Origin of the sequence: Paraburkholderia sp. (assembly GCF_034668105.1) — a bacterium.
Lineage (GTDB): Bacteria > Pseudomonadota > Gammaproteobacteria > Burkholderiales > Burkholderiaceae > Paraburkholderia.
On record NZ_JAXDPY010000599.1, the window covers coordinates 1 to 12,912 of the forward strand.

At 61.9% G+C, this 12,912-nt stretch carries 10 protein-coding genes; 8 read left to right on the forward strand and 2 right to left on the reverse strand.

The genetic code is table 11. The features are described 5' to 3' along the window. A partial coding sequence (kdgD, locus tag QOC89_RS26450) for a 5-dehydro-4-deoxyglucarate dehydratase (protein ID WP_323047729.1) occupies window positions 1-771 on the forward strand: 771 nt, incomplete at its 5' end. Window positions 772-787: 16 nt separating this feature from the next. Here kdgD and QOC89_RS26455 read toward each other — a convergent pair. Together QOC89_RS26455 and QOC89_RS26460 are read right to left on the reverse strand one after the other, a co-directional pair. Beyond that, window positions 788-2,296, reverse strand: a complete 1,509-nt coding sequence (locus QOC89_RS26455) for an MFS transporter (RefSeq protein WP_323047738.1) — start codon at window positions 2,294-2,296, stop codon at window positions 788-790. 252 nt (window positions 2,297-2,548) lie between these two features. Then, complete coding sequence (locus QOC89_RS26460) at window positions 2,549-4,369, reverse strand: ABC transporter ATP-binding protein (protein WP_323047730.1); 1,821 nt, start codon at window positions 4,367-4,369, stop codon at window positions 2,549-2,551. 495 nt (window positions 4,370-4,864) lie between these two features. Between QOC89_RS26460 and QOC89_RS26465 the strand changes: the two genes are divergently transcribed. The 7 genes from QOC89_RS26465 to QOC89_RS26495 form a co-directional block, all read left to right on the forward strand. After that, window positions 4,865-5,983: a sensor histidine kinase gene (locus QOC89_RS26465; protein WP_323047731.1), complete on the forward strand. Its 1,119-nt coding sequence runs from the start codon at window positions 4,865-4,867 to the stop codon at window positions 5,981-5,983. Window positions 5,984-6,154: 171 nt separating this feature from the next. Next, window positions 6,155-7,135, forward strand: coding sequence for an ABC transporter substrate-binding protein (locus QOC89_RS26470; protein WP_323047732.1), 981 nt, complete (start codon window positions 6,155-6,157; stop codon window positions 7,133-7,135). An 82-nt stretch (window positions 7,136-7,217) separates the two neighbouring features. Further along, a complete protein-coding gene (locus tag QOC89_RS26475; RefSeq protein WP_323047733.1) occupies window positions 7,218-8,192 on the forward strand; it encodes an ABC transporter permease subunit in 975 nt (324 codons plus the stop codon). After that, window positions 8,189-8,962 carry an ATP-binding cassette domain-containing protein gene (locus QOC89_RS26480; RefSeq protein ID WP_323047734.1) on the forward strand — a complete coding sequence of 258 codons (774 nt, stop codon included), beginning with the start codon at window positions 8,189-8,191 and terminating at the stop codon, window positions 8,960-8,962. Before QOC89_RS26475 ends, QOC89_RS26480 begins: the two co-directional genes overlap by 4 nt. Window positions 8,963-9,587: 625 nt before the next feature. After that, window positions 9,588-10,730, forward strand: coding sequence for a sigma-54-dependent Fis family transcriptional regulator (locus QOC89_RS26485; RefSeq protein WP_323047735.1), 1,143 nt, complete (start codon window positions 9,588-9,590; stop codon window positions 10,728-10,730). A gap of 81 nt (window positions 10,731-10,811) precedes the next feature. Next, complete coding sequence (locus QOC89_RS26490; RefSeq protein ID WP_323047736.1) at window positions 10,812-12,614, forward strand: NAD(P)/FAD-dependent oxidoreductase; 1,803 nt, start codon at window positions 10,812-10,814, stop codon at window positions 12,612-12,614. 111 nt (window positions 12,615-12,725) lie between these two features. Then, window positions 12,726-12,912 (forward strand): hypothetical protein (locus tag QOC89_RS26495; RefSeq protein ID WP_323047737.1); only part of this gene is annotated, 187 nt, incomplete at its 3' end.

Sequence of the window (12,912 nt, forward strand, 5' to 3'; positions counted from 1 at the left end):
TTTGCCGCCGGCGGCACGGGCGAATTTTTCTCGCTGACCAAAGCCGACTACACGAACGTGATTCGCACGGCCACCGAAACCTGCAAAGGCAAGGTGCCGATTCTCGCCGGCGCGGGTGGCCCGACGCGCGTCGCGATCGACTATGCGCAGGAAGCCGAGCGTCTCGGCGCAAACGGCGTGCTGCTGATGCCGCACTATCTGACCGAGGCGTCGCAGGAAGGCATTGCCGCGCACGTCGAGCAGGTGTGCAAGGCGGTGAAGAATATCGGCGTGATCGTCTACAACCGCGCGAACTCGAAATTGAACGCGGACATGCTCGAACGTCTCGCGGACCGTTGCCCGAACCTGATCGGCTTCAAGGACGGTGTGGGTGAAATCGAGGCGATGGTGACGATTCGCCGGCGTCTCGGCGACCGCTTCTCCTATCTCGGCGGCTTGCCGACCGCGGAAATCTACGCCGCGGCGTATAAGGCGCTGGGCGTACCGGTGTATTCGTCGGCGGTGTTCAATTTCATTCCGAAGACGGCGATGGCGTTTTACCGCGCGATTGCCGCCGACGATCACGCCACCACCGGCAAGCTCATCGACGAATTCTTCCTGCCGTATCTGGCGATCCGCAACCGCCGCCAGGGCTACGCGGTGAGTATCGTGAAGGCGGGCGCGAAACTGGTGTGCCGCGACGCGGGTCCGGTGCGCGCGCCGCTGACCGATCTGACTGAGGAAGAGACGGCGCAGCTCGACGCGCTGATCAGGAAGCTAGGCGCGCAGTAAGCGGCGCAGAAGGGGCTCAACTGCGGCGAAACACAACATGCGAGATCCGCTGCACGAGCAACGCAGCGGCAAGCGCCGCCACCGCCGTCAGCCAGACGCCGATATGAATTGACTGCACCAGTGCATCGCGTGCGGTGTCGATTAGCGCGACGGTATTGAGCCCCGAGGTCTTCATATCCGCGAGCAGTTTCAGACGCGACGCTTCGTCGATCAGAATGCGCAGATCGACGAAGCGCGGCTGCCATTGCGAGACGGCCGGTTCGCCGAGTACGCTCATCGTGCGGGTGACCACGGCGCGGTAGTGGTGCTGCACCGCGGTGGCCACGATGCTGGTGCCGAGCATACCGCCCACCATCCGCGTGGACTGCAGCAGCGCCGTCGTGATGCCGAAGCGTTCGCGCCCGGCAATCTCCTGGCCGAACACATTCAGATTGTTCAGGATGAACCCCAGGCCGATGCCGACGGCCGCCATCGGCAATTCGATCCCCATGTGCGGTGTCTCCGGATTGGTAAACGCCAGCGCGATCGAGGCGAACAGCAGCAGTGCGAAACCGATCGACAGAATCCGCGTGGGCTTCTTCATGTGAAGGACGATGCGCGTATTCAGCAGGCTGCCGAGCGCGATGCAGGCGGCAATCGGCGTGGCGAGCAGACCGGCTTGCTGGGGCGACAGCCCGAAGCCGCCTTGCAACAAAAGCGGCGCGAAGAAGATCAGCGAGAACATCACGAAGCCGGACAGGAAGCTGAGAATGAAGAGCGTGACGAGTTGCGCGTCTTTAAACAGGTCGAGCGGAATGATCGGATGCGTGGCGCGTTTCTCGCAGACCAGCAACGCAACGGTGCCGGCAATCACGAAGGCCGCCAGCGTCAGATTGCCGGCCGTCAGACCGTGTTTCGGCACGGCTTCGATGAAAGCCTGCAGGCTGCCCAGCACGGCTGCAACCAGCGCGGCGCCGAGCCAGTCGATCTTGACCTCGCCCTCGTGCGGACGCTGAAAGTTGGGCAGATGCGCCCAGATGAAATAGAGCGCCGCGGCGCCCACCGGCAGGTTGATCAGGAAGGTTGAGCGCCAGCCCCAGTGCTCGCTCATCCAGCCGCCCAGCGAAGGCCCCGCCGCGGTGCCGATGCCGTACGCCGCCGCCATGACCACTTGCCAGCGTACCCGTGCGCGCGGATCGGGAAAGAGGTCGGGTATCGACGCGAATGCCGTGCCCACCATCATCCCGCCGCCGACCCCTTGCAGGCCTCGCGCGATCACGAGGAACAGCATGTTGTTCGCGACGCCGCACAGCACCGACGCGACCGTGAACGTGATGACCGCCGCAATCACGAAACGCTTGCGGCCGAAATAGTCGCCGAGACGGCCGAACACGGGGACGGTCACCACCGACGCCAGCAGGTACGCGCTGGCAATCCATGCGTAGTACTCGAAGTCATGCAGTTCAGCGACGATCGAAGGCAAGGCGGTGCTGACGACGGTCTGGTCGAGGGCGACCAGCATGTTGACGAGACCGATGCCGAGCATGGCGAGCAAGGCGTTTCGGAAAGGCAGGGCAGTCGTGGTTGGGTTCACGTAAATGGGAGAAAAGGCTTTCAGGGTTGGCGCCGCGCGGACGGGGCGCGAGCCAGGGTCTTGACGACTCTCTTGACGGCTATTGTCGTAGTTGTCTGACCTCTTGTGGCCGATTATACGGGTTTTCCCTTAATAAAAATTATTCGAATCGAGAAGGGACCGTACTCTCCGCTTACTGCCCGCCAATTGCGCCACACGTTTTCCTCAACCCGCCGGTACACGTTTGCGCTGCCGCTCGAGTGTCTCGCGATAGATGCCGGGCACGTTTGCCAACTCCGCCGGCGGGCCGTCCTGAACCACGCGGCCCCGATTGATGACGACGATGCGATCGAAGGTCTGCAAGGTGGAAAGCCGGTGCGCAATCGCGATGACCGTGCGATTTTTCATCAGCCGTTCGAGTGCTGACTGGATCGCGAGCTCGGACGCGGTGTCGAGCGCCGAGGTGGCTTCGTCGAGCAACAGGATCGGCGCGTCCTTGAGAATGGCGCGCGCAATCGCGATGCGCTGCCGCTGACCGCCCGACAGCTTCGTGCCACGGTCGCCCGCTATCGTCTTGAGGCCGCCCGGCATGGCGGCGAGGAAATCCAGGCAGTTTGCGTCTTCACACGCGCGGCGTACTTCCTCCTCGGTCGCGGTGGGCTTGCCATAGCGGATGTTATCCAGCAACGATCGATGAAACAGCGAGACGTCCTGAGGCACGATTGAAATCGCGGCCTGCAGACTTTGCAGCGTGACCTGTGAAATATCCTGGCCGGAAATGCGCACGCAACCTGACTGCGGTTCATAGAAGTGCTGGATCAGCGCGAAAATGGTCGACTTGCCGGCACCGGACGGACCGATCAGGCCGATCCGCTCGCCCGCGCGAATGTGCAGGTTGAATCCGCTAAGGACCGGCCGGCGTCCCGCATAGGCGAAGGTGACGTTGTCGAAGTCCACGGTCGCTTCCTGAATTTGCAGCGGCGCCGTATTGCCGCGCTCGGCCATCTCGTGCGGGATCAGCAGCGTTTGCGTGGCCTCCCCGAGACGGGCAACGTGCTGGGTCAGATCGACCAGCGCCACGGCCAGATCACGCGTGCCGTGCAGAATCGCAAAGCCGAGCGAGCCGACCAGCACCACGTCGCCGGTGGTGGCGCGATCCTGGGTCCATAGCCACAGCGTCCAGCCAAGCAGTCCGGCCGATAGCACGGTGGTGGCGAGCGAGTGCAGCAGCCGCAGTTTTTCGAGGTACAGCAGGCTTCTCGTGCGTGCGCCGCCCTCTGTTTCCAGATGCCCGTCGAGCCGTTGACGCTCGCTGTCCGTCGCGGAGAACGTGCGCACCAGGCCCATATTGCCGATCACGTCCACCAGTTCGCCGTCCACCGATGCGGCACGCGCGGCGAACGCCTGGTGCCGCGCCGTGCCCTTGCTCGCAAGCACGAACAGCCCGCAGGCGAGCGCGGCGGAAATGGCCGTGAGCGCGAGACTCATCGGTATGCTGACGATGCCGATCATGGCAATCGCGCCGGCTACCGTCAGACAGGGCGGCAGCGCGGTCCATGCGACGGTGTTTTCGATGGTGTACACGGCATTGGCCATCGCCGATACCCGGCTGGAAAGGACGCCGGGCTGCTTGTCCGCGAAAAATACCGGAGCGTGCGCCGTCAGATAGCCGAACATCTCGTTTCTGACGTCGCCCGTGACCGCGACGAACGCACGCGCGGCGATCCACCCGCCGATTCGCCAGAACAGGTTATCGGCGAGAATCAAGACGACCAGGATCGCGAAGGCCCGGATCACCGTATCCGGATGCGCGCGTCCGGCGGGCAATGCGTCGACGAGATTCTTGATTCCATACTGCGACGCCAGCGCGCAACCGACCGCGATCAGCACACTTGCGAGTACCACGGCATGCGCTGTCTTGCGCCGGCCCACATAGCGCCATAGCAGCCGGATCGGCTTGCCGGCATAGCGGGAGATCTCGCGTGAGCGTCTGCGTCGCCGCACGCGTCCTGCGCGACTCATGTCGGCATCGTCTGCAAGTTGCATCGCTTCGCGCTCCTGGGCAGTGACGGAAGCGATAACCAGTTTGCGGCATCACCTTCGACGGCGGGGACAAGCAAGATGGGATGGGATTCGCTCCCGATACGCTGTTGCGCAACCGCCGTGCCAACCAGGGTGTCGGGTCTCGAAGACGCTGGGTTGACTGGATATTTGTGCTCAGAAGCCAGTTGAAACGGTCGGACGGGTACGCATGCGCTGAATGACATCCGTGAGCGATTGCGCACCTCGAGGCCGACTTTGCCCCCTCAAAATAACATGGTGAACAGGCAGGCGTCCGCCACGCTGACTGCTGCGCCGGACAGGGCGTCGCCTGACGTCGACCTCGGCAGCAACGGGAAACGCCAGCCGCCGAAGTACGGAATGCCACCACGAGTGGCAACTCGCGGACCCGGCGGACCTGATCCAATCAGTTTGCGTGGATTAATGAACTCCGCAAGAATGGCTACCTAGGTTCTCTTTTTCGTCATTTCCGGGGCAGACATGAGATTGGCTGACTTCATCCTGCACGATATGGAAGCAATTGTGGCGCAATGGGAGGCGTTTGCCGGCACGCTTGTACCGGCGGCGGCCAACCTGAGACCGCTGGCTTTACGCGACCACGCGCAGCAAATTCTGGAGGCCGTGGCGAAAGACCTGTCGACCTCCCAGAGCCCGGCGGCCCAGATCGAGAAATCAACAGGACAGGCGCCGAAACTGCCGGGCGCCCCGGAGACGGCCGCGCAGACGCATGCCCTTCTGCGCGCGCGCGGCGGGTTCGACATCGACCAGCTGACCGCCGAGTATCGCGCGCTGCGGGCCAGCGTACTGCGCCTGTGGATGGACGCTTGTCAGCCCGACGCCCCTCATCTGGACGACATCATCCGTTTCAATGAGGCGATCGATCAGGCCATCGCCGAATCGGTCGGCTTTTTCAGCGCGCAGGTGGAGCAGGCCCGCAATCTGTTGCTGGGGATGCTGGGCCACGACATGCGCAGTCCGCTTCAGACCATCCAGATGACCGCTTCGTATCTCGCCGCGCTGAACGCCGGCGACAAGGTGTCGGGCGCCGCGTCCCGGTTGATCAGAAGCGGCGGGCGCATGCAGGCGCTGCTGGACGATATGCTTGATTTCAATCGAACCAGGCTGGGCCTGGGCATCAAGATCGCACCGGCCGAGATTGACCTGGTCAAGCAGCTTGCCGACGAACTGGACCTGATACGAGCCGTGCATCCGGACCATCCAGTCGATCTGAACCTGGTTGGCGACTGTAAAGGGGTGTGGGACGGCCGGCGTCTGCAGCAGTTGCTCGGCAACCTGGTGCTGAATGCGATCAAATATGGCGCGCCTGACGCGCCGGTGCGGGTGTTCGTGACCGGCGAGGAAGCGGAAGTCCGCCTGGAGGTGAAAAACAGCGGGCCCGCAATCGAGCACGCCACGCTCGAACGCATCTTTGATCCGCTCCAGCGTGGTCTGAACCATCAGGCCATCAATGCCGACAGCAGTCTGGGGCTGGGGTTGTATATCGCGCGCGAGATTGCCAAGGCCCACGGGGGAAACATTGAAGCGCACTCCGACGAGACCGAAACGGTGTTCGTGGTGCGCCTGCCTCGCCGGCAGTAGCAAGGCGGTACACCATCAAGCGGGAGTATGCGGAAACGATGCAGGTAAACACTACGGTCGCGGCTGACGCTGGTCAGTATACTGGCCAACTGCCGGACGCCGTCACTTCAGGAAGGTCAAAACGAATCAGCTCAGGCGCCGTTCGTCGGACTCAACAGGAGGAAGACAATAATGAAGCGCATCGTTTCCCACTATCTGGTTGCTCTTGCAACGATCGTGACCTGTTCGTTCACGGTGCCGGCGCATGCGGATGCCGCGCATCCCGTCGTCGCGCTGCTGCCGGGCGTCACCGATCCTTTCTATTTCACGATGCATCGCGGCGCCGAGCGCGCCGCGAACGAAGAACACGTACAGTTGTTATTCCAGGTGCCGAAGGCGTGGAACACCACCGAGCAGGTGCCGATCCTCAAGGCGTTCATTGCCAAACATCCGGATGTGCTGCTGGTTTCACCGGTCGACAAGCAGCAGTTGATCGGACCGCTGAAGGAGGCGGCTGACGCAGGCATCAAGGTCATCACGGTCGATACGTATATCGGCGACGGCCACTATCAGACCGGCAAGGGCGACGCGGATTTTCCGTTGTCCTACATTGCTTCGGATAACCTGGAAGGCGGGCGCGTGGCGGCGCGATCGCTGGCGAAAGCCATTGGCGACAAGGGCACCGTTTACTGTGAAAACAACAAGCCGGGCATCTCGAGTACCGATGCGCGTGCCGAAGGCTTCATGGACGAGCTGAAGAAGCACCCCAATATCAAGGTGCTGCAAACTCAATATAACGAGGACGATGCGAACCGCGCGGCATCCCACGTCGCCGCGGTGCTGGCGCGCAACCCCGACCTTGCCGGCGTGTTCGGCGCCAACACCTTCTCCGGCAGCGGCGCCGCGCAAGGCGTCAAGGCGGCGGGCAAGCAAGGCGTCGTGAAGGTCGTGGTGTTCGACGCCGTGCCTGGCATCGACCAGCAGATCAAAAGCGGTCTTGTCGACATCGCGATCGCGCAGCGCCCGGATGAAATCGGCTACTACGGCGTGAAGTTCGCGGCGGACGTAATCCACGGCAAGAAGATTCCGCCGTTCAAGAGCACGGGCTTCGTAGTGCTCGACAAAACGAATATCGACCAGCCGGACATGAAGCAGTACATCTATTCGAACTAGTCAGCGCTGTCGCACGAGTACGTATGCCCGCGTGCGCCAATGCGCGCACGTGGATGCCGTTGCCGATTTCCCGGACGACTTCATGGATAACTCACGACTCGACCGGCTCGCTCTGATCAGCAGAGTCTGGCCCTGGCTCTTCCTTGCCGCGCTACTGGTGTTTTTCGAAGTCTGGGCACAGGTGTCGGATCATCGCTCGTTTATCTTCAACGCGTACAACCTGCAGTCGATCGGTCTGGCGGCCAGTGCGCCACTACTGCTCGCGATCGGCCAGACGTTCGTGATCATCACGGCGGGCATCGATCTGTCGGTGGGATTTGTCATGGGACTGGCGGCTGTGTGTGTCGCGCAATTCACGCTATTGGGCAGCGGCTCGCCGTGGATCCTGCTGTTTTCCATTCCATTGACGCTCGCGGTGTGCGCGATTCCTGGCCTGGTCAACGGCGTGCTGATTGCGCGGCTCGGCGTGCCGGCCTTCATCGGCACGCTCGGCATGTATGGTGTCGCGCGCGGTGCGGGCTTTCTGGCGGCGGGCAGCGGCATGACCGTGGCAGTGGACAATGCCGGCCTCGCGTGGCTCGGTCGGGGCTGGACGCCGGTGACGCTGACGGCGGTCTTGCTGATCGTCATGCATGTCGTGTTGTCGAAGACGCGGTTCGGACAGTACACGTATGCCATTGGCGGCAATCCGCAGTCGGCGGGCCGCGCGGGCATCAATGTCAAACGCCATTTGCTGGTGATCTATCTGATTGCCGCAGCGTTTGCCGCTGTCGGCGGCGTGGTCTATACGGCGCGGTTTGCCGCGGGCGCTGCCAACGCCGGCGAGCCGATGCTGCTCGACTCGATTGCCGCGGTGGTGATTGGCGGCGCGAGTCTGTTCGGCGGGACCGGTAATGTGATCGGCACGCTGATTGGCGCGTTGATCATCGCGGTGATCGAGTTCGGCCTGGTCTTCATCGACGTCAACGCGTTCTGGCAGTTCATCGTGGTGGGCATTGTGATCATCATGTCGGTGCTGATCGACCAGTACAAGGAACGGCTCGGAGGCGCCCAATGAGCACGCCGATCCTCGAGGCGCGCGACATCTCGATCCGCTTCGGCGGTGTGGAGGCGCTCCGGCGCGTCTCGCTGCAACTCATGGCGGGCGAAGTGCTGGCACTCGCCGGCGACAACGGCGCAGGCAAGTCGACCCTCATCAAGATCCTCTCCGGCGTCTACCATGCCGATGCCGGCAGCTTGCTGTTCAACGGCGCAGCCTTGCAACTGCGCGATCCGCAGGACGCTCGCGCGCAAGGGATCGAGACCATCTATCAGGATCTCGCGCTGGCGGACAACCTCGACGTCGGCAGCAACATTTTTCTCGGCCGCGAGCCGACGCGCCGGCAATTCGGGCTTCAGGTCATCGACCGGCCACGCATGGCGCAGGTCGCGCGCGAAGTACTCGAACGTCTCGATATCGTGATTCCCGAGCGCAAGCTCGGCGGTCCGGTGAAGATGCTGTCCGGCGGGCAACGGCAGGCGATTGCGATCGGCCGCGCGATCTACTGGAATGCGCGTGTGTTGATCATGGACGAGCCCACCGCCGCGCTCGGCGTACCCGAACAACGCAAGGTGATGGAGTTGATCGCCGCGTTGAAAGCCCAAGGCGTCTCCGTGATTCTGATCTCCCACAACCTGCACGATATTTTTGCCATTGCCGATCGCGTGGTGGTCCTGCGGCGCGGCGAGGTTGCCGGCGAACGGCTCGTGGCCGCGACCAACGGCGACGAGATCGTGCATCTGATGGTTGGGGACACATACGCGAATGCGGGTCGGGCGGGGCACTGAGGCGCGCCGCGCCCGACAGGCTTTCGAGTTTGGCGAGGCGAACGAAAAACTAGAAATCGGCGGCCGGCCCGGTTGTCATTCTATTGTTCAACTGGTGTAAAGAATGAAATGAGTCAAGGTGAATTTAGACGCCCTGTTTCGCGGATAAGCTAGTTTCCATTGCAGCCCGGCGCGTGCGAACACGCTGCCCGAACTCAGGAAACACCGGACGAAAGTGATACATCAGAACCCAGACAGCCGCGAGGAATCGGATAGCGTCGATCTTTAACGACTTGTTCAGATGTTCGGAGGCCGACAGGTTCAAGGTGAGCGCCACTTTTTCCCCTTCTTCTATTCAGGCTGCGGCGATCTTAACTCCGGGGTAAACGACAAATATCGAAAAAAATGCGGAAATTAATGTGGCGTGAAGTCACTCGACGGCCGCCACATTAGCCTGCCGAATTGTGCGTTTCATGCCGCTGACTGGCCGCGCTCGGCCTCGGCGATCAGCGCGCAAAAGAGACTGAGACAAAAGTCTCATCCGCTTGGATGCTGCACTGCAATGTGCTCTTCCGGAACCCGCATGCTACAAGTCATCCTGAGCGCGCCCCTGATGCGAGGTGCGCCGAGCCGAACGGAGACATGCATGCCCTATGTTCCGCAAGTGAGACACATCGACCGGATCCGGAGGTTGATTGAGGGCCGAATGCCGGATCGCGGCGGCGACGCCACGCGGCTGGCTTCGTCGTATTGGCGCTCGCTCGAGCAATATCATCTCGATCCTGGCCTGACAGCGGGGCCGCGCATTCTGAGCGCCCCGGAACTACGCGATGTGCAACACCGCGAAGAATCGGTTTTACGCGCGTCGGGTGAATGTCTTTCGCGTCTGCACGAGACGGTTCGCGAAGCGGACTATTGCGTGATGCTCACCGACGCGGAGGGCGTGACGATTGATTACCGCGTCGACCGGGATCGGCGCCACGATTTCAAACGGGCAGGTCTCTATTTAGGTTCGTGCTGGTCCGAGCAGGAAGAGGGAACCTGCGGCGTCGCGGCCGTACTGCTCGACTCCCAACCGATCACCGTGCATAAGACGGATCATTTCCGCGCCGCGTTTACCTCCTTGACGTGCAGCGCGTCGCCCATCTTCGGGCTGGACGGCGAACTGATCGGCGTGCTGGACGCATCGGCGATTCACTCGCCTGACGAACGCGAAAGCCAACGTCTGATCAATCACATCGTGCGTCATAGCGCGGTGTTGATCGAGGACAGTTTCTTTCTCAACGCAACCACGCATTGCTGGGTGTTGCTGGCGCACCGGAACCGCCACTATGTGGAAACCCAGCCGGAAATTCTGATTGCCTTCGATGCGCGCGGAAATGCGGTCGCGGCAAACCGCCGGGCAAAAGAGTGCATGCCGGGCCTGGGTCAGCTGCCGCGACCCCTCTCCGAGCTATTCGACGTTTGTGCCGAACGCCTGCTGGATGTCAGGCCCGGCCGCGATATGGTCTCGATGAAAATTGCGGGCAACGGCTCGCCGCTTTACGCGCGGGTTCGTGCGCCCGTCAGGCGCGCGCAACGGCCGGCGGCGCGGAAGCCCCGCATCCCCGCAGCCGACGCGCAACCGGCTTTGAACGAGATCGACGCACTTGAGCGCGAGCGCATCGTCGCCGCGCTGACCGATGCGAAATGGCACGCGGTCGAAACAGCCAGCAGCCTCGGCATCTCGCGCGCCACGCTTTACAGACGGATCGCGAAGTTCGGCATTGTCCCGCCTCACCGGCGCTAGCGGTCCGCGGTTATCCAGCGGGCACAGAACCCGCGCATTACTTCGACGTTTCATTGATCCGTATCGAATGGAGGAGCAACCATGCCTGAAAATAATGCAACCGAGACTATCACCCATGTTCTGGAATCCCTGGAATCAGCGCTTAAACGGCGGGATACGGCTGCGGCCGTCGCGTTGTTTCAACCCGAGTGCTACTGGCGCGATCTTGTGGCTTTCACATGGAATATCAAAACCATGGAGGGCCGCGACCAGATCGCCGCGATGCTCGACGCGCAAGTCGACGCGATCAAGCCCAGCAAGCTGAAGATTGCCGACAATGAAGCGCCGACCGAGGCCGACGGATTAGCTCAGGCGTGGATCACCTTCGAGACGGAGGTGGCCCGCGGCAGCGGCTTTATCCGCGTGAAGGACGGCCTGATCTGGACCTTGCTGACCACCATGGGTGAACTGAAAGGTCATGAAGAGCCCAAAGGCCAGCGGCGTCCGATGGGCGCGGAACATGGCGCACGCATGGACCGGACCAGCTGGAAGGAGCGTCGTGAAGCCGAAGCGCAAGCGCTGGGCCGCGCGGAGCAGCCTTACTGCCTGATTGTGGGCGGTGGGCAGGGGGGGATTGGCCTGGGCGCGCGTTTGCGGCAACTGGGTGTGCCGACAATCATCGTCGATAAAAACCCACGTCCCGGCGATGCCTGGCGCAACCGCTACAAATCGCTGTGCCTGCATGATCCGGTTTGGTACGACCACATGCCTTATTTGCCGTTCCCGGACAACTGGCCGGTTTTTACGCCCAAGGACAAGATCGGCGACTGGCTCGAGATGTACACCAAAGTCATGGAGCTGAACTATTGGGGATCGACGGTTTGCAGGTCCGCCCGATACGACGAAGCGGCGGCCGAATGGGTGGTCGAGGTCGAGCACGACGGCGAGACGCTAACGCTACGGCCCAGGCAGCTTGTGCTGGCCACGGGTATGTCGGGCAAGCCGAATATTCCCTCGTTCAAAGGCATGGACGTGTTCAAGGGCGAGCAGCATCATTCGTCGAAACATCCGGGACCCGACGCGTACAAGGGCAAGAAAGTCGTGGTGATCGGCGCCAACAATTCGGCGCATGATATTTGCGCGGCGTTGTGGGAGGCGGGCGTCGACGTGACGATGGTTCAGCGTTCGTCCACGCATATCGTGAAGTCGGATTCGCTGATGGAGTTTGCACTCGGGGATCTTTATTCCGAGCGCGCGGTGGCGTCGGGCATGACGACATCGAAAGCCGACCTGACGTTTGCGTCGATCCCGTACAAGATCCTGCATACGTTTCAGAAGCCCGTATTCGACGCAATCAGAGAGCGCGACGCGGCGTTCTACGACCGCCTCGAAAAGCGGGGCTTCATGCTCGATTTCGGGGACGACGACTCCGGGCTTTTCATGAAATATCTTCGGCGCGGCTCGGGCTATTACATCGATGTCGGTGCAGCCGATCTTGTCGCGGACGGCAAGATCAAACTGAAGAGCGGCGTGGATGTAGTCGAACTGAAGGAGCACGCTGTCCTGCTGAGCGACGGCACCGAGCTCGACGCGGATCTGGTGGTCTATGCCACCGGTTATGGATCGATGAACGGCTGGGCCGCCGATCTCATCTCGCGCGAAGTGGCGGATAAAGTGGGCAAGGTGTGGGGTCTGGGTTCGAGTACAACGAAGGACCCGGGACCGTGGGAAGGCGAGCAACGCAATATGTGGAAGCCGACGCAACAGCCCGCTTTATGGTTCCATGGCGGTAATCTGCATCAGTCGCGCCACTACTCACAGTACTTGTCTTTGCAACTGAAGGCGCGCATGGAGGGGATTGCGACGCCCGTTTATGGTCTGCAGGAAGTGCATCATCTTTCCTGACGCCGGCTTGCGGTCCGCCTGCGGTCCGCATGTGGTCCGTAAGGGCGCCGCAAGACTGGAGTGGAGCCGCTTCACATTAGAATGTGAAGCCGCCCTCGCATCATAGTAAGCTTGCCTTACGACGATGCCCACTTCGGCAACGCCATCTTCCAGAAAACTTATGGACGAACCCATCTTTGCGGCATCGCCCCGTTGGACCTTGAATCTTCGTCACACAAGCGTAATCCGGTGAGGCGCGGGGCCTGGTGGATTCGTCGTGTAGTGCTGTGCGCGAGCATCGGTAGCGCCGGATTGCTTG